Origin of the sequence: Bradyrhizobium sp. 141, from assembly GCF_023074055.1 — a bacterium.
Taxonomy (GTDB): Bacteria; Pseudomonadota; Alphaproteobacteria; order Rhizobiales; family Xanthobacteraceae; genus Bradyrhizobium.
The window spans coordinates 618,955-640,108 of sequence record NZ_JADPKR010000013.1; the positions used below are offsets into that span (position 1 = coordinate 618,955).

At 65.8% G+C, this 21,154-nt stretch carries 21 protein-coding genes and 1 pseudogene; 10 read left to right on the plus strand and 12 right to left on the minus strand.

The features are described from left to right. Positions 1–42: 42 nt before the first annotated feature. A pseudogene (locus IVA81_RS05130) lies at positions 43–1,302 on the plus strand (serine hydrolase). A gap of 181 nt (positions 1,303–1,483) precedes the next feature. Here IVA81_RS05130 and IVA81_RS05135 read toward each other — a convergent pair. Then, positions 1,484–1,831: a cupin domain-containing protein gene (locus tag IVA81_RS05135; RefSeq protein ID WP_247313172.1), complete on the minus strand. Its 348-nt coding sequence runs from the start codon at positions 1,829–1,831 to the stop codon at positions 1,484–1,486. A gap of 179 nt (positions 1,832–2,010) precedes the next feature. Between IVA81_RS05135 and IVA81_RS05140 the strand changes: the two genes are divergently transcribed. Both IVA81_RS05140 and IVA81_RS05145 read left to right on the plus strand, forming a co-directional pair. Next, entirely contained in the window at positions 2,011–2,673 is a 663-nt protein-coding gene (locus IVA81_RS05140) for an SRPBCC family protein (RefSeq protein WP_247313175.1), read from the plus strand. Then, on the plus strand, positions 2,673–3,035 hold the full coding sequence (locus IVA81_RS05145) for a metalloregulator ArsR/SmtB family transcription factor (protein WP_247313177.1): 363 nt from the start codon (positions 2,673–2,675) through the stop codon (positions 3,033–3,035). Before IVA81_RS05140 ends, IVA81_RS05145 begins: the two co-directional genes overlap by 1 nt. 33 nt (positions 3,036–3,068) lie before the next feature. Here the strand turns inward: IVA81_RS05145 and IVA81_RS05150 are convergent, their stop codons facing one another. Then, positions 3,069–3,950, minus strand: coding sequence for a LysR family transcriptional regulator (locus IVA81_RS05150; protein WP_247313179.1), 882 nt, complete (start codon positions 3,948–3,950; stop codon positions 3,069–3,071). A gap of 152 nt (positions 3,951–4,102) precedes the next feature. Between IVA81_RS05150 and IVA81_RS05155 the strand changes: the two genes are divergently transcribed. Beyond that, complete coding sequence (locus IVA81_RS05155) at positions 4,103–4,756, plus strand: hydrolase (RefSeq protein WP_247313182.1); 654 nt, start codon at positions 4,103–4,105, stop codon at positions 4,754–4,756. A gap of 183 nt (positions 4,757–4,939) precedes the next feature. Here the strand turns inward: IVA81_RS05155 and IVA81_RS05160 are convergent, their stop codons facing one another. Next, positions 4,940–5,437 carry a peptide deformylase gene (locus tag IVA81_RS05160; protein WP_247313185.1) on the minus strand — a complete coding sequence of 166 codons (498 nt, stop codon included), beginning with the start codon at positions 5,435–5,437 and terminating at the stop codon, positions 4,940–4,942. Between the two features lie 77 nt (positions 5,438–5,514). On the opposite strand from IVA81_RS05160, the gene IVA81_RS05165 reads away from it, so the two are divergent. Further along, a complete protein-coding gene (locus tag IVA81_RS05165) occupies positions 5,515–6,099 on the plus strand; it encodes a TetR/AcrR family transcriptional regulator (protein ID WP_247313188.1) in 585 nt (194 codons plus the stop codon). Positions 6,100–6,170: 71 nt separating this feature from the next. Beyond that, the gene (locus IVA81_RS05170) at positions 6,171–6,749 is read left to right on the plus strand and encodes a DUF308 domain-containing protein (RefSeq protein WP_247313191.1); all 579 of its coding nucleotides are present in this window, start codon (positions 6,171–6,173) and stop codon (positions 6,747–6,749) included. A 16-nt stretch (positions 6,750–6,765) separates the two neighbouring features. On the opposite strand, the gene IVA81_RS05175 is transcribed toward IVA81_RS05170, so the two are convergent. Next, positions 6,766–7,227: a cupin domain-containing protein gene (locus tag IVA81_RS05175; RefSeq protein WP_247313340.1), complete on the minus strand. Its 462-nt coding sequence runs from the start codon at positions 7,225–7,227 to the stop codon at positions 6,766–6,768. Between the two features lie 386 nt (positions 7,228–7,613). Between IVA81_RS05175 and IVA81_RS05180 the strand changes: the two genes are divergently transcribed. Next, positions 7,614–8,834, plus strand: coding sequence for an MFS transporter (locus tag IVA81_RS05180; RefSeq protein ID WP_247313194.1), 1,221 nt, complete (start codon positions 7,614–7,616; stop codon positions 8,832–8,834). A gap of 21 nt (positions 8,835–8,855) precedes the next feature. On the opposite strand, the gene IVA81_RS05185 is transcribed toward IVA81_RS05180, so the two are convergent. From IVA81_RS05185 to IVA81_RS05220, 8 genes are all read right to left on the minus strand, one after another. Further along, on the minus strand, positions 8,856–9,242 hold the full coding sequence (locus IVA81_RS05185) for an ester cyclase (RefSeq protein ID WP_247313196.1): 387 nt from the start codon (positions 9,240–9,242) through the stop codon (positions 8,856–8,858). Between the two features lie 56 nt (positions 9,243–9,298). Further along, the gene (locus IVA81_RS05190; protein ID WP_247313199.1) at positions 9,299–10,171 is read right to left on the minus strand and encodes a bifunctional helix-turn-helix transcriptional regulator/GNAT family N-acetyltransferase; all 873 of its coding nucleotides are present in this window, start codon (positions 10,169–10,171) and stop codon (positions 9,299–9,301) included. Between the two features lie 64 nt (positions 10,172–10,235). Continuing rightward, positions 10,236–11,417 carry a VWA domain-containing protein gene (locus IVA81_RS05195; RefSeq protein WP_247313202.1) on the minus strand — a complete coding sequence of 394 codons (1,182 nt, stop codon included), beginning with the start codon at positions 11,415–11,417 and terminating at the stop codon, positions 10,236–10,238. Continuing rightward, positions 11,414–13,639, minus strand: a complete 2,226-nt coding sequence (locus IVA81_RS05200; RefSeq protein ID WP_247313205.1) for a DUF5682 family protein — start codon at positions 13,637–13,639, stop codon at positions 11,414–11,416. Before IVA81_RS05200 ends, IVA81_RS05195 begins: the two co-directional genes overlap by 4 nt. 12 nt (positions 13,640–13,651) lie before the next feature. Further along, complete coding sequence (locus IVA81_RS05205; protein WP_247313208.1) at positions 13,652–14,728, minus strand: AAA family ATPase; 1,077 nt, start codon at positions 14,726–14,728, stop codon at positions 13,652–13,654. After that, positions 14,725–16,155 (minus strand): DUF5691 domain-containing protein, encoded by a 1,431-nt coding sequence (locus IVA81_RS05210; RefSeq protein ID WP_247313211.1) that lies wholly within the window; start codon positions 16,153–16,155, stop codon positions 14,725–14,727. The genes IVA81_RS05205 and IVA81_RS05210 overlap by 4 nt, the downstream gene beginning before the upstream one ends. Continuing rightward, a complete protein-coding gene (locus IVA81_RS05215) occupies positions 16,148–17,536 on the minus strand; it encodes an SWIM zinc finger family protein (protein WP_247313214.1) in 1,389 nt (462 codons plus the stop codon). The genes IVA81_RS05210 and IVA81_RS05215 overlap by 8 nt, the downstream gene beginning before the upstream one ends. A 98-nt stretch (positions 17,537–17,634) precedes the next feature. Then, complete coding sequence (locus IVA81_RS05220) at positions 17,635–18,006, minus strand: MmcQ/YjbR family DNA-binding protein (RefSeq protein WP_247313219.1); 372 nt, start codon at positions 18,004–18,006, stop codon at positions 17,635–17,637. Between the two features lie 199 nt (positions 18,007–18,205). Between IVA81_RS05220 and IVA81_RS05225 the strand changes: the two genes are divergently transcribed. From IVA81_RS05225 to IVA81_RS05235, 3 genes are all read left to right on the plus strand, one after another. Further along, on the plus strand, positions 18,206–19,870 hold the full coding sequence (locus IVA81_RS05225; protein ID WP_247313224.1) for an acetolactate synthase large subunit: 1,665 nt from the start codon (positions 18,206–18,208) through the stop codon (positions 19,868–19,870). 224 nt (positions 19,871–20,094) lie between these two features. Continuing rightward, positions 20,095–20,442, plus strand: coding sequence for a Lin0512 family protein (locus IVA81_RS05230; protein WP_247313226.1), 348 nt, complete (start codon positions 20,095–20,097; stop codon positions 20,440–20,442). A gap of 4 nt (positions 20,443–20,446) precedes the next feature. Further along, entirely contained in the window at positions 20,447–21,139 is a 693-nt protein-coding gene (locus IVA81_RS05235) for a GNAT family N-acetyltransferase (protein ID WP_247313228.1), read from the plus strand. The last annotated feature ends 15 nt before the right edge of the window (positions 21,140–21,154 follow it).

Genomic DNA, 21,154 nt, shown 5'->3' on the forward strand with positions numbered 1-21,154 from the left:
CGTGATACGCCATCCGCGTCGTCCTCTCCGGAGCCAGCTCGCATGTCCACTGCAATCGCGCCAAGCCAGCCGCCTGCCACGGCGGCCGAATCCGATCCCGAAACCCTCGGTTGGATGCAGGGCTTCCCGCCGGCGCCGGGCCGCACCATCACCTTCCAGGACGGCTCGTTCCGCAGCTTCCCGGAGCTCCGCTGGGCCTGGAGCAACATCCGTCAGCTGGTGCCGACGGTGAACGTCTGGCGCGGGGCGGGCCGGCTTCGGTGCTGCCGCGGGAGGATCATGACATCGGCGCGGTCGCCTCGACCACTTTGGACGGCCGGCCCATGACGTTTGAAAAGATGCTGGAGGAGACCTATGCCGACGGCATCGTGGTGCTGCATCGGGGCAAGCTGATCTATGAGCGCTATTTCGGCGCGTTGAAGCCGCACAAGCCGCATATCGCGATGTCGGTGACGAAGTCGTTCACCGGCGTGCTCGCAGGGCTTCTGGTTGCCGAGGGCAGGATCGATCCGCATGCACTGGTGACGGATTATGTGCCGGAGCTGAAGGCGAGCGCGTTCGGGGACGCGCGCGTGCACGAGGTCATGGATATGACCACGGGGCTCGCATACACCGAGGTCTATACCGACAAGAATTCGGATGTGTGGGGCCTGCGGCGGGCGAACGGCATGGCGCCGATCCCGCCGGGTTATGAAGGCGCGACCACCATCTTCGAGTTTCTGATGGCGCAGAAGAAGCAGGGCGAGCACGGCAGGGCGTTTGCCTACAAGACCGTCAACACCGACGTGCTGGCCTGGATCATCAGGCGCGCCAGCGGCATGACGCTGTCCGATCTTCTGTCCGAGCGCATCTGGCAGCCGATGGGTGCGGAGGAGGACGCGCACTATCACGTCGACCGCATCGGCACCGAGAGCGGCGGCGGCGGGCTCTCCACCACCTTGCGCGATCTCGCCCGCTTCGGCGAGACCATGCGCAACCACGGCCGCTTCAACGGCCGCCAGATCGTGCCGTCCCGGGTGATCGAGGACATCGCGCGCGGCGGCGATCCTGCGAAATTCAAGCCGGCCGGCTACACCACGCTGCCGGGCGCGTCGTATCGCAATCAATGGTGGATCAGCCATAACGCCCACGGCGCCTACATGGCGCGCGGCGTTCACGGCCAGGGCATCTACATCGATCCCAAAGCCGAGATGGTGATCGCGCGCTACGCCTCGCATCCCATGGCGGGCAACGCCGCCAACGAATCCGGTGACGCTGCCGGCGTATATGGCGCTGGCGAAGGCGCTGATGGCGGGCGGGTAGGCGCGCGGAAGCCGGCGTCGTCGTAGCCCGGATGGAGCGAAAGCGTAATCCGGGACAGACCAACCGCATCGCGCGACGGCCCGTGCAGAACGAACCCCGGATTGCGCTGCGCTCCATCCGGGCTACAAGGTCAGCCAAAACCGCAAGATCGGTCGATGGCCATCACTGCTAAGCGGCGCCGTCAATGCGCCTCCTGCCAATGCGGACAGGTGACGTAGGCGGTGACGGCGCCTTGCTCGTGCGAGCGGATGGTGACTGTTTCGCCCTTCGGCATGTAGACGATCTCGCCGGGACCCGCGGTGACGGTGGTGCCGTCGCTTGATACCGAGAGTTTTCCTTCCAGGACGAGCATGACGTCGTCGACGGTGAGCTTTTCGTCCAGGCTTTGATTCGGCGCGTAGCGGCCGAAGCCGATGGTGATCGGTCCGCCGTGACGCTGGTCGATCACATTGGCGGCGAAGATCTCGCCGTCCTGTCCCGGCGAGCGTTCGAACGATGCGTCGGCGATGGCGATTCTGCGAACTTTCATGAAAGCCTTCCGTTGAGACCAGCCATGGCGGGGTGGGGACGGATAGACGCGTGAGCGGGTGTTTTGTTCACGCCGCCTGCGAGGCGGTTTGACGCAGCGATAGCGCTTAATATAAGTGTTGACTTATATTAGTGTTGCTCGATATTCCTCCTTCGCGCAAAAAGATAGGGAGGAACGCAATGCAGATCGATGTCGCCAGGGTCCTGGGGCTTGTGACGCGCTCGGTGAAGACCTTCGAGAAAGACGGCAAACCTGCGAGCGCAGTGACACTGACGCGGCTCTACGACACCAGCGTCGAGGATCTCTGGGACGCCGTGACCAGCAGCGAGCGCATTCCGCGCTGGTTCTTGCCGGTCGAGGGAGACCTCCAGCTAGGCGGAAGGTATCAGCTCAAGGGCAATGCGGGCGGCACCATCACCGCATGTATGCCGCCGACCCATTTTGCCGCAACGTGGGAGTTTGCAGGGGCGGTGAGCTGGATCGACGTCAAGCTGGCAGCCGAACGAAGCCAGGCGCGTTTGACGCTTGAGCACACCGCGATCATCGAGGATCATTGGAATCAGTTCGGCCCGGGTGCGGTGGGGATCGGTTGGGACCTCGCACTTGCGGGACTGGAGCGATATGTTGCGACGGGAGCGTCGGTCGATCACGAGACGGCCGAGGCTTGGATGGGCTCGCCTGAGGGCAAGGAATTCATGACGACCAGCGGCGAGTCTTGGCGGGCGGCGCACGTCGCGAGCGGGGTCGATCCTGACACGGCGAAGCAGCGCTCGGACCGCACCATCGCGTTCTATCGCGGCGAGATGCTGCCCGACATCGCTCATCCCGGCACAGGAAGCTGATGCACGTCTTCGAGGTCCTCGCCGATCCCGTGCGCCGCCGCATCCTCGAGCTGCTCGGCCGGAACGAAATGGCGTCCGGTGAGGTCGTCGAAATGATCGGGGCCGAGTTCGGGATCACCCAGGCGGCCGTCTCGCAGCACCTCAAGGTGCTGCGCGAGAGCGGCTTTGCAAACGTTCGGGCGGAGGCACAAAGGCGGCTCTATTCGGTCGACGTCGCGGGCCTTCGCGCGGTGGATGCGTGGATCGGTCAGTTCCGTAATTTCTGGGAGCCCAAGCTGGACGCGCTGGCAACCGAGATCGCGCGCGGCAAGCGCGAGCGTCGCAACGCCCCCATTACCAAGCGGAGCGGGAAGAGGGCTTGATGAAATCGCGAACTTGACGGTGAGGGAGCGAGGTTACGCGGGCTGCAGAGCCGGCTCGCAATACTCAATCAGCAATTCGGTGAGGACCCGTATCTTCCGCGCGGGATGCTGGCCCGGCGGGCGGACCACATAGGCACCCGCCGGAGACGGGGGATATCGTGTCATGACCGGCAAAAGCGCGCCGGAGGCTACGTATTCATGGGTGAGGCTGTCGGGAAGATAGGCGATCCCGAGTCCTGCCGTTGCAGCGAAAACCAGAGCTGTGCCGTTGTCGGCCTTGAAGCGACCCTGCGGACGCACCGTGAGGATCTTGTCGCCATCCATGAGTTGCCACACTTCGTTGCCCTGCATGAGGGCCTCATGGGCGACGAGATCCTCCGGCGATTCGGGCGACCCATGGGTCTTGATGTAGTCCGGGCTCGCGACAAGCTTCCCATGTATGGGTCCAACGCGTCTTGCGATCAGATTGGAGTCCGGAAGATAGCCAAGCCGTATCGCGCAATCATATCCTTCTGCGATGAGATCGACGAAGCGATCGCTGTAACAGGTATGGATCTGAAGATGGGGATGGCGCCGGGCCATTTCCGCAAGGATGGGAGCGAAGTGGGTCGGGCCGAAAGTAAAGGGCACCGCAACTCGCAAACGTCCGCGCAACTCTCCGGCGGGTAGAACTGCCTCCCTCGCGGCATCGATCTCGGCGCAGACTCTGGCTGCATGGTCTCGAAACGTGACGCCGGCCTCCGTGAGCGCGGCCCCGCGGGTCGTTCTCGCAAGAAGTTGGACGCCAAGTTCCGCTTCAAGCCGGAGAAGCCGACGACTGACGATCGATTTGGCGACGCCCAGCCGGAGCGCGGCGGCCGAAATTCCCCCGGCGTCGGCGATTTCGACGAACGTCCGTATGTCTTCGATATCCAACTCAGCGTTCCTCTTCCCGCGACACAGCGTGCCGCGGCACGACACTACCGTATCGCATCCGGGAACACCAATCTCGGTGCCGGGCTACGTCGCTGCTGGCGTACGTCTCAGAAAAACCAGTGCCGCTCACAACGGCAGTAAAGGATGCAACGATGACTTTTCGTAACGGCCTTGCTTCGCTTCTTCGTCCCGAAGACTCGGTGCTCGTTCTGATCGACCACCAGCCGTACCAGCTCGCGAACGTGAACAGCCACGAACCTCAGATGGTGATCAACAATACGACCGGTCTGGCCAAGGCCGCCAAGGCCTTCGGCGTTCCCACGATCCTGACCACCGTGGTCGCTGAGCGGGGTGGTCTCCTTTTCCCTCAGATCACGGACGTTTTCCCCGGCCAGGAAGTGATCGACCGGACGTTCATCAACACCTGGGAGGATCGAAAGGTGGTGAACGCGGTCAAGGCAACGGGCCGCAAGCAGCTCGTCATTGCGGGCCTGTGGACCGAAATTTGCGTTGCGATGCCGGCGATTCAGGCTCTCGGCGAAGGCTGGGATGTAACTGTTATCACCGACGCCTCTGGCGCCGTTTCGGTGGAGGCCCACGAGGTCGCGATCCAGCGCATGATCGCGGCGGGCGCGAATATGATGACCTGGCTGGCGCTGGCCGCCGAATGGCAGCGCGACTGGGCTCGGACCGATCAAGCTGCCGCGCTGACGGAGGTGATCACCCAGCATGCCGGCGGGAGCGGCATCGCGTATCTGTGGGAGCAGCAGCTGCTCAACACGCCTGTCCCCGGCAAGGCCCGATGATCTGAGCGTGTGAAGGGTCCGATCGCCTCGCTCTGAAAGAGCAGTTGCATCTGGAAAGCTCGTCACACCCTCTCAAAGAAAACGCATGGGTTGCCAGCGGCCGCGCGAAAGCGCAGGCCGCTGGCGTAGTCCATCCGTCTTGCTCCGGCGCGGGCGGATAGCGGATGCGCTTCGCTGATCCGCTTAAGGTCGCGACATCTTCTCGTACTTCTTCACCAGCCGCTCGCGCTTGAGCCGCGACAGCCGCTGGATCCAGAACATGCCGTCGAGCTGGTCGATCTCGTGCTGGTGACACACGGCGCGCAAGGCGTCCGACTCCTCGGTTCGCGTGTTGCCGCCGAGATCATGGTAGCTGATCCGCACGCGCGCGTGGCGCTGCACCTCGTCGTTGACCCCGGGCATCGAGACGCTGCCTTCGCGGTGCATGATCATCTCGGGGGACGCCCATTCAATGACCGGATTGACGTAGGTGAGGGGGCCCTCCTTGGCGTCGAGCTCGAGCACGACGACACGCAAGGGCAGGCCGATATGCGGCGCGGTGATGCCGATCCCGGGCGCAGCGCGCATCGTCTCCAGCAGGTCCGCCGCAAGCTCGCGCAAGTCGTCGTCGAACGCGGTGACGGGGCGGGCCGGAATCGCGAGCCGGCGGTCGGGATAGCGGACGATGGGGCGAATGGTCATGTCAGGCTCCTAGCATTCACGGATCGTTGAAGCATCCCGTCTTGACGACCTACCAACTGGAAGGTAGCTAATCCGCTATGAGCAACGTTTCCACGACCGCCGACGATATCCTGGCCTGCGCGCGCTCGCTGATCATTGCGGGCGGCTACAACGGCTTCAGTTATGCCGACATCGCCGAGGTGGTCGGCATTCGCAAGCCGAGCATCCACCATCATTTCGCCAGCAAGGTCGACCTGGTCCGCACCCTGGTGTCGCGCTATCGCGAGGAGGCGCAGGCGGGATTGGCGGCACTCGAGCGCAACATCCCGGACCCCCGCGACCAGCTCGAAAATTATGTGGCCTATTGGGAGGCCTGCATCACCGACGCGACCGCTCCCTTCTGCGTCTGCGCGCTGCTTGCCAGCGAGCTTCCGATCCTCCCCGAAGAGGTGGCGCTGGAAGTCCGCGCGCATTTCCGTTTCCTGTCGTCGTGGCTGACCTCGGTGCTGGAGCGCGGCAAGCGGAAGGGACGGCTGCATCTTTCCAGCACCGCGAAGGTCGAGGCTGAAGGATTCATGGCGACCGTTCACGGCGCGATGCTGTCGGCGCGCGCTTATGGCGATCCCAGGATGTTCGGGACCATCACCCGGCCGCTGCTCGATCGGCTGTCCACCAGGCACTGACACGAAGAAGGCGTGACACAGGCTGCAAAGCGTCCTGTATAATCTACCAACTAGTAGGTAAGGAGAAGACAATGATAAATCGTGAGATGACTTCGGACATCGCCGACCATCCGCAATGGCTGAAGCAGTATTATTTCCTGCGGGCCGCGTTTTCCGTCGCCTGGGTCATTGCGGCCTTTGCGATCGCGCCGTCGTCGGCGGTCGTCGCGGCAACGCTGCTGGTCGCGTATCCGGCATGGGACGCCGCGGCCAATTATCTCGACGCGCTCTGCAGCGGCGGATTGAACCAGAGCCGCACGCAGGGCCTGAACGTGCTGGTCAGCCTTGCGACCACTATCGCGGTCATCCTGGCCCTGCAGGTGAGCATGAACTGGGTGCTCGGAATCTTCGGGGTCTGGGCGATCCTGTCCGGGGTGCTCCAGCTCGGCACGGCCGTGCGGCGCTGGAAGCTTTTCGGTGCACAATGGGCCATGGTGCTCAGCGGCGGCCAATCAGCGCTCGCAGGCGGCTTCTTCGTCTTTCAGGCCACGATGCCTGCGGCTCCGTCGATCGCGAACGTCGCGGGCTATGCTGCGGTCGGGGCGCTCTACTTCCTGGTCTCGGCGCTCTGGCTCACGGTCAGCACGTGGCGCCGCAGCGCAGCCATGTGAGGCTTGCTGCGGGCGTTCACGCGTCCGGATAGGGCGTGCCGTCCTTGTGCAGGAACCGGCCGTCGGACACCGGGCTCATCATGTCGATGTCGGAGCAGGTGATGAGGTCGTCTTGCGAGCGCGAGCCGACTTCGAGATAGACCGCCGTCACGTCCGATCGATTGATCATGTGATGGCCATCGCCGGTGCCTTTCGGGAAGGCGGCGCAATCGCCCGCGCGCAGCACGGTTTCGCCGCCGTCCTCGATCAGCATCACCTCGCCTTCGAGGATGTAGACGAACTCGTCCTCGTGCGAATGCCAGTGCCGCTGGCTCGACCAGCCGCCCGGCGGCAGGCGCATCAGGTTGATGCCGAAATCCGTGAGGCCGCCGGCATCGCCGAGCCGCTTGCGGATGCGGTCGGCGCAGGGAGCGTTGAAGGGTGCCGGATAGCCGGAGCCCTTGCGAGCCGGCACAGTGGCGACATCGATCTTCGGCATGAAGGGATTTCCCTGCAATTGGCGGAGCGCATGCGGCGCATCGTTGGACGCAGTCACGGCCTTATCGCGGCGACGGGACGGATCGTCACGATCGGACATGTGGACGAGATCATAATCTGCAGGATGATGATATTCTGCAGGTGTTTTTGCCCGGCGTGTCAAACCAGTCTGTGGTGATGTCGGCCATCGGCAAGGCGTGAACCGCTGAGCCGGCCGTTCCTTGGTCGGTAAGTCATTGATCCCGCAGGGGCCGGCTACTGTGCATGGGGTTGTTTTTCGAGTTTTGTTGGCAGGTCACAAAAGCCTGCGGCAAAAATGCCGTTGCATTGTCGGCCGGCGCAGTTCCCATTCGTCTTCTCCCCAGACAGATCTAACGGGAGACCAAAATGACTCAATCCCCTTATCGCTGGGTGATCGTCGCCGCCGGAGGCCTGCTCGGCTGCGTCGCCATCGGCGGCATGTTTTCGCTGCCGGTGTTCCTGCAGCCGATCGCCAAGGACACTGGCTGGTCGGTGACCGGCATTTCCAGCGCGATGACGATCGGCTTTCTGGCGATGGCGTTCACGAGCATGGCCTGGGGTACGCTGTCGGACCGGTTCGGGCCGCTGCCGGTGGTGCTGACGGGATCGACCGTGCTGGCGCTCAGCCTGTTCGCCGCGAGCCATGCGACCTCGCTTCTGGCGTTCCAGGTCGTGTTCGGCCTCCTGGTCGGCGCGTCCTGCGCGGCGATCTTCGCGCCGATGATGGCGGCCGTCACCGGCTGGTTCGAGACTCAGCGCAGCCTCGCCGTGTCGCTGGTGTCGGCCGGCATGGGCATGGCGCCGATGACGATGGCGCCGCTCGCGGCCTGGCTCGTCTCCGGCCACGATTGGCGCACCTCGATGCAGATCATGGCGCTGGTGGTCGGCGCCATCATGATCCCGGTCTCGTTCCTGGTGCGCCGTCCGCCGGCGCTGGTGCAGGCCGCGGCCGCGCCGATGGGCGCGGGGGCCGGGCAGGGCGAGATGTCGACAAGCGAGGCGCTGCGCTCGCCGCAATTCCTGATCCTGCTCGCGACCAATTTCTTCTGCTGCGCCACCCATTCCGGTCCGATCATCCACACCGTCAGCTATGCGATCAGCTGCGGCATTCCGCTGGTCGCGGCGGTGACGATCTACAGCATCGAGGGGTTTGCCGGCCTCGGCGGTCGCATTGCCTTCGGCCTTATGGGCGACCGCTTCGGCGCCAAGCGCGTGCTGGTCTCGGGCCTGTTCTTGCAGGCGTTCGGCGCGCTGGCCTACGTCTTCGCGCATCAGCTTACGACCTTCTACGCGGTCGGGGCCGTCTTCGGCTTCATCTATGCAGGCACCATGCCGCTCTACGCCGTTCTCATCCGCGAGAATTTCCCGCTCAAGATGATGGGCACGGTGATCGGCGGCACCGCGATGGCCGGCAGCCTCGGCATGGCCACCGGCCCGCTTGCCGGCGGTCTGATCTACGACGCGTTCTCCAGCTACGCCTGGCTCTACATTGCCTCCTGGGCCATGGGCCTGGGCGCGTTCCTGATGGCGATGACGTTTCGCCCGTTCGCGAAGCCGCAAGGGCAAGTGGCGCCGGTCGCGGCGTGACGTCGAGATCGAGGCGCAGCGTCAGAGCTGCGCCTCGATCGTCGCCTTGTCGATCACTGACCAAACCTGCCGGATCTTTCCATCCTGGAACGCGTAGAACACGTGCTCGGCGAAGGACACGCGCTTCCCGTTCACGGCAAGCCCAAGGAATATCCCGACCGGCGTGCAGTCGAACTTCAGCCTCGCCGCGATCCCCGGCGGATCCGACATCAGCAGCTCGATGTCAAAACGCAGATCCGGAATCTCGCGAAAGTCCTGCTCCAGCATCGCGCGATAGCCGGACAGGCCGAGCGGCCGGGTGTTGTGGACGACATCGTCATGCACGTATTGCCCGAGTGCCGCCCAGTCCTGCCGGTTCAGGCAGGCGATGTAGCTGCGGTAGGTGTCGGCGAGGTCGTCTCTGGACATATCGAAGCTCCCTGCGGCTTCGACCCTAACGCACTGACATCGCGAACCGGTCCAGCTCACAGCCGCTTTTCAAAGAACAGGTCCGGGTAGGGATCGTCGTTGTAGCGCGAAATCTCGCGCCAGCCCGTGGTGCGGTAGAGCTGGCCGGCCTCTGGCAGCGCGCTGTTGGTGTCGAGCCGCAGCAGCGTGATGCCGAGCCCGCGCGCAGCGTCCTCGGTTGCGTCCATCAGGCGCCGGCCGAGCCGCAATCCGCGCGCGGCGGGTGCGACCCACAGACGCTTGATCTCGGCGTAGCCGTGGTCGGTGCCCTTCAAGCCGACGCAGCCAATCGGCAGCGTGTCGGACATTGCGACAATGAACGTGCCGCGTGGCCGGCGCATGTCCTTGGCGTCGGGATCGCGCGAGCGCGAGACGTCGAAGCCTTGCTTGAAACGGCGGCCGAGCTCGGCATAGTACTCGCCGAGGCAGTGACGCGCTTCCGCGCTCCGCGGATCCATCTCGTCGAGCGCAATTCGCTCGCGCGTGAGGGTGGAGGCGATCAGGTCCATCGCCGCAAGCAGCGCCTCGCGTTGCGGATGTTGCGCGAGGAAGCCGTCGGCCTGGGCGTTCGACAGCGCCTCATAGGCCGCGAACTCGCGCCGGCCCGCGCGCGTCAACGTCGCGACCCGGCGGCGGGCATCGTCCTCATGCGCGGCGGTCTCGATCAACCCTTCGTCCTCGAGGCTGCGGAGCAGCCGGCTCATCAGCCCGGAATCGAGACCGAGATAGTCGCGGATCTCCGCCACGTCCGAACGCCCATGTCCGATCGCATTGAGCACCCGCGCCGCGCCCAGCGGCCGCCCACGTCCCAGGAACGAGGTATCGAGCGCACCAACCGCAGAGGTGACGGCGCGATTGAAGCGGCGGACGCGGGAGACGGGATCGAGCATGATGTCTGACTTTAGTCAGATATCCTCGTCTGTCAATCGCGCGAGAGCCGATCGAGCAGAATGCCTACGTCTCCGGCCGGATCAGCTTGATATCCTGGTCCGCGGCCCAGCCGGCAACGTCCTCTCGCTTCAGCGCGGTTGCCATCAGATCCGGGAACTGATCCGGCGTGCAGGCGAAGACGGGGATGCCAAGGTTTGCGACCCTTGCGGACAGCGCGGGATTGTAGGAGGGGTGGCCGGTATCGGTCAGCGCCAGCAGCACGATCACGTTGATCCCGCGCGTTGCGAGCCGCGCCAGCCGGTCGACCAGCTCATCCGCATTGCCGCCCTCATAGAGGTCGGTGATCAGGATCAGATGCGCTTTCGCCGGCCGTTCGATCCGCTCCTCGCAATAAGCAACGGCGCGATTGATGTCGGTGCCGCCGCCAAGCTGGACGCCGAACAGCACCTCGACGGGATCGGCGAGCTCCTCGGTCAGGTCGACGATCGCGGTATCGAAACAGACGAGCTTGGTCGCGACCACGGGCAGCGAAGCCATCACCGCCGCGAAGATCGAGGCATAGACGACGGAGGTCGCCATCGACCCCGACTGGTCGACGCACAGGATTACCTCGTCGAGATCGACAATGCGCCGCTGCTGGCGCAGGAAGCCGATCAGCCGTTCGGGCACCACGGTGCGATGCTCCGGCTGGTAATGGCGCAGATTGGCCTTGATGGTGCGCGGCCAGTCGATGTCGGCAAAGCGCGGGCGATTGGTGCGCAGCGAGCGGTTCAGGGCGCCGCGGACCGCGTCCGCCGTGCGTCGCTCGAGCCGTTCCATCAGCTCGGCCACCACCTTGCCGATCACGATGCGCGCGGTGTCCTTGGTCTTCTCCGGCATCACGCCGCGTAGCGCGACCAGATCGGCGATCAGGCTCACATCCGCCTCGACCGTAGCAAGGAATTCGGGCTCGATCAGCATCTGGCGCAAGCCCTTGCGCTCGAAGGCGTCCTTCTGGATCACCTGCACCACCGGCGCGGGGAAGAACTCCCTGATATCACCCAGCCATTTTGCGACGCGCGGCGCCGAGCCGCCGAGCCCGCCGCGGCCCTTCTTCGGTGCGTCGTCGCCGTCGCCATAGAGCGCCGTCAGCGCATCGGACATGCGGCGGTCGCTGGCGGACAGGGCAGGGCTGTTCTCGGCACCTTCGGCATCGACGCCGAGAGCTAGTGTCCAGCGGCGGCTGCGTTCGTCGGCCTCGCTCATCGCGCCGCTCCCGATTTGAGGAGCCCGAGCACGCGGGCCTGATGCTCCGGCCAGATCTTCCCTGCGCCTGCGATCAGACGATAGCCCTTCGCGCCATCGGTGCCCCGCGCGAACAGCGCGTCCATCAATCGCCGGCGCTCGGTGCGGTCCAGCGCCGAGAAGACGCGGCGGAACAGTGGCAGGCTGGCAGTGAACGCGTCCCCGTCCAGCGTCATCAACCAGGCATCGACAGCGCCGCGCAGCCTCGCATCGTGGATCAGCCGCTGGCCGGCGCCCTCGAAAAAGCCTTCGAAGAAGCCGGCAGCTTCCGCGACCGGCGTGCCGGGCGAGAGCATCCGCGTCAGCAGGTCCGCCGCATGATCGGCGGTCAAAAGCTCGGCCTCGTAGAGCAGCCGCGCCGCGGTGCCGGCGATCAGCCGGGTCGCCTGATCGTCGTCCATCAGCGCGCTCAGCGCATTGCGCCAACTCGCCACGATGTCAGTCTCGATCTGGGCGAGCTGAATCGCGGCGTCGGCTGCGAGGAGCGCACTGCGCAGCTTGGCCGCCGCGGGCCCGTCCAGATTGCGCGCAGCATAGGGCAGGGCGAGTGCCGCCTGCACCACGATGCGTGGCATCAGCGCCGCCAGATGCTCGACCGTGCCGGTGCGGGCCTCGCCATAGCGCAGGATGTCGGCCATCGGTGGCAGTGCGGCCAGCAGCGACGGGCCGTCGCTCGTCAGCGCCGCCTTGGTCTCCAGCGCATCGATACCGAACTCGGTAGCGCGAGACAGGTCGGCGATCATGGCGTTGCGCACCAGGCTCGCGAGCGGACCAAGCTCGGCTTCCTTGCCCATCGCTTCGATCAGGCGCCCGCTCGCGGCTTCCGCGATGGTCGATCCGTAGAGGAGATTTTCCACGAGCCTGACCGCGAATTCCGGCTCCCAGCGCAGCTGCCAGTTCTCGCGAAACGTACCGCGACTGCGCCCCGAATCCATCAGCCGTCCCCAGGGCACGTCGAGCGCGTTCAGCCGGTGCAGCAGCGTCGAGCGCATCAAGCCGCTTTCGCTGCGCAGATCGAGTGTCAGCGCCCGTTCGAGCGCCTCCGGCTTGAGCCGCGTCGCTTTCTGCTGCCGCTGCAGATCTTCGAGCAGCGGCGCGAGCGGTGTCGACGCCGGGATTGCGCCCACACCCGCGCCGATCAGGAGCTCGGCCGAAATGTCGTCCCACATCGCGCGCTCGCCGTTGCACAGACAGGCGATCGCCGCCTCGCGCAGCTCTGCGAAACCCGGCGCAGGGCGGCCGCGCAGCGCCGCGAGTGCCGTCCCCAGGCGCTGGGCCTCGATCACCGATGCGGTCGATACGAAGTGGCCGCGATCGCGCAGCACGCGCGTCACCTTGGCGAGCCACTCGACGGCGCGATCACGCTCGCGCGTGTCCCAGACATGTGCACACCATCCCGGCGCCACCACGCCTGCGCCATAGCCGCTGGCGCGCGACAGGCGCGGCGCCGTCCACGGCGCCCAGGTCGCCTTGATCTTCGTCTTCGGCCGGCCCTTGAGCAATTCGCGATCGGCGGCAAGGCTGCGGCGCTCGGTGAGCGCCGGCACGTGCCAGGCGCCGCAGACGACGGCCACAGCGCCGTCGCATTCCTTTGCCGCCTTCGCGATCTCGATCCGCATATGCGCTTCACGCGCGGCCTCACGGGCAGACAGTGATGTTTCGTCTGCGCGCAGCGCCGTCATCGCATCGGCGACGGCCGCGAAGATCGGGCCCGTTGCGGGATTTTCCTCGATGACGTCGGACCACCAGGATTCGCCGTCGTCATAGCCGGCGGCGGTGGCGAGCGCGCCGATCGGATCGTGGCTGACCGGATCGGCCTCGGCCCTCGCCGCAATTTCCTCCGCGATGTCGCCGGCGGCGGTGCCCAGCCGGTCCGATGCCGGCAGATCGATGAAGCGCAAAATCGCGCCGTGGCGCACCGCCCAGCGTGCGGCCTGGTATTCCGGCGAATAGTCGGCAAAGGGAAAGAAGCTGGCGTTTGCCGGATCGTCCTCGGCATAGGTGAGCAGCGCCACCGGCGTCATCATATCGGGGTCGGCGAGCATCGGCAGCAGCTCCGATGCATCCGCCGGGCCCTCGATCAACACCGCGACCGGATTCAGTGCGTCGAGCGCCTCCACCAGCCGCCGGGCGGAGCCGGGGCCGTGATGCCGGATGCCAAAGAGGGAGACCTGGCCTGCCATCGGGCGCGTCTGTCAGATCAAGTCGGTCAGCGAAGCATAATAGCCTTCGAAGCCGCGCCGCTTCTTCAGCACGGTCTCGAGATATTCGCCGAGCACGGCCGTGTCCTGCACCGGATCCTTCACGACCGCGCCGATCATGTTGCTGGCGAGCGTTTCCGGCGTCAGCTTGCCGTCGTTGAAGAAGGTCGCCTGGCTGATGCCGCCGATCATCACCGCGATCGCTTCGGCCGTCGACAGTCCGCCCGAGGGGGACTTCAACGCGACCTTGCCGTCCTCGGTCGAGCCCGAGCGCAGTTCGCGGAAGATCGAGACCACGCGCGCCACCTCGTCGGCGACGTTCTTCGGCGCCGGCAGGTCGAGGTTTTGCGCCATCTCGCCGACGCGCTTGACGATGATCGCCACTTCCTCCTCGGCGCTGTCGGGCAGGGGCAGCACGACGACGTTGAAGCGGCGCTTGAGTGCGGAGGACAGTTCGTTGACGCCCTTGTCGCGGTTGTTGGCGGTCGCGATGATGTTGAAGCCGCGCTGGGCGTAGACGGCGGTGTTGAGCTCGGGGATCGGCATCATCTTTTCGGACAGCACGGTGATCAGCGTGTCCTGCACGTCGCTGCCCATTCGCGTCAGCTCCTCGAAGCGGCAGAGCTTGCCGTTCTCCATCGCGCGCATCAGCGGAGTGGCGACCAGAGCTTCGCGGCGCGGTCCGTGCGCGAGCAATTGCGCATAGTTCCAGCCGTAGCGGATCTGGTTCTCGTCAGTCCCCGCGGTGCATTGAATCACAAGCGTGGAATCGCCGGTGATGCCGGCGGCAAGATGCTCGGAGACCCAGGATTTGGCCGTGCCGGGCACGCCCAGCAGCAACAATGCGCGATCGGTCGCAAGCGTTGCGACGGCGGTCTCGATCAGTCGCCGGTCGCCGACATATTTCGGTGTGATCACCGTGCCGTCGGTCGCCTTGCCGCCCATGAGATAAGTCACGACCTGCCGCGGCGTGAGCGCCCAGCCCGGCGGGCGAGGCTGATCGCCCGCGGCCAGCGCTTTCAGCTCCGCCGCATAGCTCTCTTCGGCTGGCAGGCGCAGTTTGTCGCTCATGGTTTCGCTCCCTTGTCGTCCAATGCGGCGTTGAGCCGCAGCATGTCGAGGCGCGGGTCGCCTTGCAGCAGTCCCGCGCCGGCCAGACGTTCGAGCGCGCCTCGCGCTCCCTCGCGCGAGACGATCAGGCCCAGCGCATGAAGTTCTTCTGCCTGGTCGGAGGGCTTTGCATCGTCGCCCTGGAGCGCCGCAAGCAGCGCCTTGCCTGCCGGCGCGGACAGCGGATCCCGTAGTCGCGCTGCCGTTCCCGCGATCAGCTGCGCCAGCTCGAAACGGATGTCGCGTGCGTTCAAGGCCGCCTCGGCGTGCCTTGCCCGCTCGGCAGGCGCCAGCCGTTCAGCTAGCGATATGATGAGACCGGGCGCATCGCGTTCGTTGACGGCGTCGGCCGCTTGCGTGACCTGCGCATCGGTTCCGGTCGCCACGATCAGATCGACCAGCGCCGCATCGGCGGCCCGGTCCGCGTTCCAGTCCCACGCGGCGATCAGCTCCTGCGGCGCAAGGCCGAGCGCGTCGGCAAACGAGGTGAGGTCGGCGCCATCGAACAGCGCCTTTCGGCGCAGCGATTGCGCCTGTGTCTTGAGTGGTTCGGCCTGGACCACGCGCGAGCGGCGCAATAGCCCCTTGGTCTTCACCGCGAAAAATCCCGCGAGCTCTGCTGTGTCTTCGCCGGCGGCAGAACCACGGCCGAGACGAGCGAGCAGCGAGGTCGCAAGCGCCTTGACCCTGGGAGCGCGATCGTTCGCCGCGATGGTTTCGAGGATGCTGAGATCGTCATCGGAGAGCCGTTCCGACAGCAGCGACAACAGGCGCCATCGCATATCGGCGTTCTCGCCCGCAAGTCTTGTCTCCAGCACCGCGCGCGCCGCGGATGGATCGCGGCGCCTGAGCTCGATCAACGCCGCTTTGCGCGCCGCCGGCCAGTAATCGTCCCAATTCTCAGCGGTGAGGCGGTCGTCCGTCTGCCGCCGTGACGCGCTGTTGGACCCTGCGATCGCCGCCCAGTCGCGCCAGTTTGCGTAGACGTCGGGCGCATCATCGTCATCGGCTTCGGGCATCCAATCGGCGGGATGCGTCGTCCAGCCGCGCGCTGCGAGGAAGTGGATGAGGTCGCTCTTGACCTTGACCTGCTTCCTGGTGGCCAGGATGCGCCGCACGAGCGGGCGCAGGGTCTCGGGCACGGTCGGCAGCGCGAGCGCGGGAATGTCGGGCAGGACTCGGAGCGCCGCGGCCGGCTCCGTTGTCACGGCAGTGCTGAGGAACTGGCCCGCAAGTGCAAGCAGCCGCAACTCGGCTTCGGCCGGATCGTCGCCAAGCTCGGTGCGCCAGAACGAGGCTGCGGGCGCGGCCGCCGAGCCCATGGTCCAGCGGGTAAGCACCGCACCCATCGCTTCGTAGATCGTCTCGGCCGTGATCGCGTCACTCATGGCTGCCGATCCGCCCCCAAGGGGACTGTGCGGCCAGGACCGTGAGCCGGTTGCCCGACCAGATTGCGGCTGCGCGGGTGAGCTCGGTGCCGCAAAGCAGACCATCGACTTCGGAGGCGACCGGCAGCGTCGCCATGCCGTCGTCTGATCGCCACCACGTCTGCCCGGCATCGTCGCGCGCGATCCGCCCCTGCGGCAGCAGCAGCGGAGTCTCGATCACCCAGGGCTCCGCGAGCAAGGGACGCGTCAGTGCGTCGCTGAGCGCTGTGTCTGGAGCTGGCCATTCCAGCGCAGATGTCTCCCCGCTCGCATCGCGCCGCATCAGCAAGGCACGCAGCGGCTGCTGCGATGGATAGAAAACGAGCTCGGCTTGGAATCTCTCGCCGGGCGTGAAGACCGAGCCGCGCCGTCCGGCGCTTGCCGGGAAGAAGTCGAGCAGCATCGCAAAGCGCGGACCGGTCGCGGCGAGATTGAGCAGCCAGGTGGTCTGCGACACCAGTCCGTCGCGGCGTGTTTGGACCTGCTCGGCCAGCACCTCCCAGCGCGCATCGACCCGCAGCGCCTGCGGGTCCGCTAGCACAACCTCACGCGTTTCCGATGCGGCGACGGCGCGCCTGATCTCGGCGTCGCGCGGCGTGGCGCGGAAGGCGCGCGCGAGCAGGACCAGCTTGCCGAGTTCGACGACGGCGCCGCGCGGTCGATCGCCCGCGGCCAGCGCGAGCAGGCGGGACGGCAGTTCGTCGATCCGGCCGGCGAGCACCGCGGCCTTGCCATCGACCAACCGCGCCGCGATCCGCCGGCATCGCGCCGTTGCATCGTCGATGAAGCCGGCCAATCCCATGCGCAGTTGATCGCCGATCCATTGCTCGAGCGCATCGAGCGCGTCGAGAATGGCGCGTTCGGTGTCCTCGCTGCGCTTGGCCGCCTGGGCCTCGCGCCGCGCCACATCCTTCGGGTCCTCCGCGACCTCAGGCTCGCCGGCGCGGGCTGCACGCAAATCCTTCTCGCCGGTGGATGGCGCGCTGCTTGCAGGCTTTGCCGCGGACGTGCCCCGCCGGCGCCCCAGCCAATCACTGACCCAGGCCGGCGTGTCTGCTGGCACGAACGGCACGACCGCTTCCGCATTCAGCCACAACAGTCCGAGCACGTGCTTGCAGGGGAATTTGCGCGAAGGGCAAGTGCACTTGTTGCCGAGGTCGCGCAAATCGGCCATCACGCGATAGGGATTGGCGCCGGAGCCCGCGCATTCGCCCCAGATCAGTGCGCCGTCCTGGCTTGCGCCGACGCCGGACCATTTGGCGGGCTTGGCAAGGCCGGCCGCCGCCTTGAGCGAGGATTGATCGGTAGCGAGTTGCTCGACCGCTTTCAGATCAATCGCCACGCCGACATCCCAAATCGAATCCTGGGCCGGCAGTATATCGGGGAAGGATGAAAGCTCAATGTCGCCGCGAGCGATCCATGCGCTGCACGTGGGAATGGTTATGCGCCGGCCTCCGGCGACACGAGCCCAAGTTCCTTGCGGGTCTTCCGCGTCAGCTTGGCCACGATCAGCGCATGGGCCTGCGCGAGATAGGTGGTGAGCTCGGCGTCCGACAGGGTGCCGTTGCTAACGAGCTGCACCCATTTGGCGCGCGCCAGATACGGCGCCGGTCGCGCCAGGCCGTGCTCGATCAACATGGCATAGGCCATGTTGGAGACCTTGAACATGTAGCCGCCCGAGCGCGCAGCAAAGCCGCCGCCAAGCGCGAACATCTTGCCGCCGACCTTGAACACGGACGTGCCCTCCCACTGCACCACCTTGGTGACGGCGGGCAGGCGCAGGCAGCGGGTTTCGAAGGACTTGGGTGGCATGGCCGGAGCGATAGCACACCGCGTGCGGCTTGCAACATGCCTGCTGGCGGCCTCGCGGAAAGACGCTCTCGGTAGGCTCGCGCTGCAATGGCGAAGTTGATTCCGTGTGCCGCTCTTTGTGAGTTGTGCCGCAGCCGCGGACCGCTACCATGCGCCTGCTCCCCGGAACTCGAGAGCCAGCACAGCAAGCGGAGACGACATGAGCGGGCAGGAACGCAATGTAAAGGGATCGGACCTGTTTGTCGCCGCGCTGGAGAACGAGGGTGTCGACCGCATCTTCGGCGTCCCCGGCGAGGAGAATCTCGACGTGGTGGAATCGCTGCGCACCTCCAAAATTGAGTTGGTCCTGACCCGCCACGAGCAGGCCGCCGCCTTCATGGCCGCCACCCATGGGCGGCTGACCGGCAAGCCCGGCGTTTGCCTGTCGACGCTCGGCCCCGGTGCCCTCAACCTGTCAACTGGCGCGGCCTATGCGCACCTCGGCGCGATGCCGATGATCCTGATCACCGGCCAAAAGCCGATCATGAGCAGCCGGCAGGCGCGCTTCCAGATCGTGGACGTGGTCGCGACCATGAAGCCGCTGACGAAGCTGTCGCGGCAGATCATCAACGCCTCCAGCATTCCCACCGTGGTGCGCGATGCCTTTCGCGTCGCGATGGAAGAGCGGCCCGGCCCGGTGCATCTCGAGCTGCCCGAGGACATCGCCGGCGACGAGGTGCCTGCCGTTCCCGTGATCCCGATCCATCCGATCGAGATCCCGGTCGCCCATCGCGCCGCGCTCGACCGTGCGGCCGAGATGATTTTGGCCGCAAAGTGCCCGCTGGTGATGATGGGCGCGGCAACCAGCCGGCCGCGATCGACCCACGGCATCGCAAGCTTCGTGCGACGTACCGGCATTCCGTTCTTCACGACGCAAATGGGCAAGGGCACCGTCCCCGGCGGCACCAATCTCTATATGGGCACTGCCGCGCTGTCCGAGCGCGACTATGTCCACGACGCCATCGACGCCGCCGACCTGATCGTCGCGATCGGTCACGACCCGATCGAGAAGCCGCCCTTCATCATGGGGCCGTCCGGGCCGAAGGTCATCCACGTCAGCTATACCTCGGCCAGCGTCGAGCAGGTCTATTTTCCGGACGCCGAGGTGGTCGGCGATGTCGGCCCGAGCCTGGAGCTGCTCGCCGATCGGCTCGAGGGCAAGCTGCCGCAGGCTGCGGCGCTGCTGCCGCTACGCGAAGAAATCCTCAATCATATCGCCGACCGCGCCACCGAGGCGCGCTGGCCGCCGACGCCGCAACGCATCGTGCACGACATCAGGCAGGTAATCCCCGAGAACGGTATCGTTGCGCTCGACAACGGCATGTACAAGATCTGGTTCGCGCGCAACTACCGCACCCGCGTCGCCAACACGCTGCTGCTCGACAATGCGTTGGCGACCATGGGCGCCGGCCTGCCGTCGGCGATGATGGCCGCGATGCTCTATCCCGACCGCCGCGTGCTCGCGGTCGCCGGCGACGGCGGCTTCATGATGAACAGCCAGGAGATGGAGACCGCCGTCCGCCTCAAGCTCAACCTTGTCGTGCTGGTGCTGGAGGACAACGCCTACGGCATGATCCGCTGGAAGCAGGCCGTCGATCATTTTGCCGATTACGGCATGACCTTTGGAAATCCAGACTTTGTCCTCTATGCGAAGGCCTATGGCGCCAAGGGGCATCGCATCGCGAGCATCGACAGCTTCGGCCCGACGCTCGATACGGCTTTCAAGGAGGGCGGCGTGCATCTCGTCGTGATCCCGATCGATTATTCGGAGAATGTGCGGGTGCTGGTCGACGAACTGCGGGCGCATGAGAAGGCCAAGGCGTGAAGACTCAGCCTCGTGCCCCGGACGCTGCGCAGCGCCTCTTCGGCGGTGCGCTGCAGAGCCGGGGCCCATGCATCAGCGAGCTCCGCGGCCTTCTGGGTCCCGGCTCCGCGCAGCAACGCCAAGAGCGTTGCAGCGCGTCGGGGACACGAGGGGAGTGGCTATACTTGTGTTGCGCGTCCCGATCGCCGACACTCTAATCACTCAACCAACCACAGGAATATGAAATGACTCGCGTTCGCTGTATCACCGAGATGGGCATGGGCGTCGACGTCCACGGCAGGGACGCCACCAAGGCAGCGAAGCGGGCGGTGTCGGATGCCATCCGGCATTCGAGCCTCGGATTCTTCCGGATGATCGGCAAAACGGCGAACGACATGTTCGTCGATGTCACGATCGCGGTGCCCAATCCCGAAGCCGTCGACAAGGCCGCGGTTGCAAAGGAGCTTCCTTACGGCACCGTGACCGTCAACGCGGTCAAGGGCGGGCTGGAGATTCCCTCGGCCACGGAAGCGGCCAACGATCCCATCCTTATCGCCAATGCCGCTGTCATCGTCAGCTTCGACAAGGATTAGGCCGGTGTCCGACAGCGATGTGGCGCTGCTGGATCGTCCGATCTGGAGCGCGCTGACAACCAGCCAGAGGCACCTGGCGGAGGGCGGCCCGCGCGCGCTGCGCTATCCCGTGGACATGACGCCCTTTGCCGACATGATGGACATGTCCCCGGCAAGCTTTGCGGCGCTCGGCGATCTCATGTCGGGCTCGCAGGTCGCCGCGCTGTTCACGCCGGAGCCGGTCGAAGTTCCCGCCGGTTTCAAGGTCGTGCTGGCCGAGACCGGCGAGCAGATGATCGGCTCGCCCGCCGACAGTCCGTTTCGCGATGCCGAGATCGTCACGCTGGGGGCTGCCGACGTTCCCGCCATGGTGGCGCTGACGGAGCTGACCAAGCCGGGTCCATTCGCGCTGCGTACGCATGAGCTCGGCACGTTCCTCGGCATCCGCGCCGGCGGCGAACTGGTCGCAATGACGGGCGAACGAATGAAGCCGGGAAAGTTCGTCGAGATGACGGCCGTCTGTGTCCATCCGGATCATCGCGGCCGCGGTTATGCGCAGGCACTGCTCGCGACGGTCGCGCGCCGGATCGAGGGGCGCGGCGAAATTCCGTTCCTGCACGTGTTTTCCCACAACACGTCCGCCATCGCGCTCTACCAGCGGCAGGGAATGCGCATCCGGCGTCGCCTGCACGTCACCGCGCTGATGAAGCAGGAATGAGCTGAGCCACAGGCT

Excerpts from the sequence above, each read along its gene's own strand:
- IVA81_RS05155 (WP_247313182.1), top strand. The coding sequence starts at position 4,103 with ATGACTTTTCGTAACGGCCTTGCTTCGCTTCTTCGTCCCGAAGACTCG.
- IVA81_RS05140 (WP_247313175.1), top strand. The coding sequence starts at position 2,011 with ATGCAGATCGATGTCGCCAGGGTCCTGGGGCTTGTGACGCGCTCGGTG.
- IVA81_RS05180 (WP_247313194.1), top strand. The coding sequence starts at position 7,614 with ATGACTCAATCCCCTTATCGCTGGGTGATCGTCGCCGCCGGAGGCCTG.
- IVA81_RS05220 (WP_247313219.1), bottom strand. The coding sequence starts at position 18,006 with ATGCCACCCAAGTCCTTCGAAACCCGCTGCCTGCGCCTGCCCGCCGTC.
- IVA81_RS05170 (WP_247313191.1), top strand. The coding sequence starts at position 6,171 with ATGATAAATCGTGAGATGACTTCGGACATCGCCGACCATCCGCAATGG.
- IVA81_RS05145 (WP_247313177.1), top strand. The coding sequence starts at position 2,673 with ATGCACGTCTTCGAGGTCCTCGCCGATCCCGTGCGCCGCCGCATCCTC.
- IVA81_RS05185 (WP_247313196.1), bottom strand. The coding sequence starts at position 9,242 with ATGTCCAGAGACGACCTCGCCGACACCTACCGCAGCTACATCGCCTGC.
- IVA81_RS05135 (WP_247313172.1), bottom strand. The coding sequence starts at position 1,831 with ATGAAAGTTCGCAGAATCGCCATCGCCGACGCATCGTTCGAACGCTCG.
- IVA81_RS05200 (WP_247313205.1), bottom strand. The coding sequence starts at position 13,639 with ATGGCAGGCCAGGTCTCCCTCTTTGGCATCCGGCATCACGGCCCCGGC.
- IVA81_RS05230 (WP_247313226.1), top strand. The coding sequence starts at position 20,095 with ATGACTCGCGTTCGCTGTATCACCGAGATGGGCATGGGCGTCGACGTC.
- IVA81_RS05205 (WP_247313208.1), bottom strand. The coding sequence starts at position 14,728 with ATGAGCGACAAACTGCGCCTGCCAGCCGAAGAGAGCTATGCGGCGGAG.
- IVA81_RS05165 (WP_247313188.1), top strand. The coding sequence starts at position 5,515 with ATGAGCAACGTTTCCACGACCGCCGACGATATCCTGGCCTGCGCGCGC.
- IVA81_RS05210 (WP_247313211.1), bottom strand. The coding sequence starts at position 16,155 with ATGAGTGACGCGATCACGGCCGAGACGATCTACGAAGCGATGGGTGCG.
- IVA81_RS05190 (WP_247313199.1), bottom strand. The coding sequence starts at position 10,171 with ATGCTCGATCCCGTCTCCCGCGTCCGCCGCTTCAATCGCGCCGTCACC.
- IVA81_RS05195 (WP_247313202.1), bottom strand. The coding sequence starts at position 11,417 with ATGAGCGAGGCCGACGAACGCAGCCGCCGCTGGACACTAGCTCTCGGC.
- IVA81_RS05160 (WP_247313185.1), bottom strand. The coding sequence starts at position 5,437 with ATGACCATTCGCCCCATCGTCCGCTATCCCGACCGCCGGCTCGCGATT.
- IVA81_RS05175 (WP_247313340.1), bottom strand. The coding sequence starts at position 7,227 with ATGCCGAAGATCGATGTCGCCACTGTGCCGGCTCGCAAGGGCTCCGGC.
- IVA81_RS05225 (WP_247313224.1), top strand. The coding sequence starts at position 18,206 with ATGAGCGGGCAGGAACGCAATGTAAAGGGATCGGACCTGTTTGTCGCC.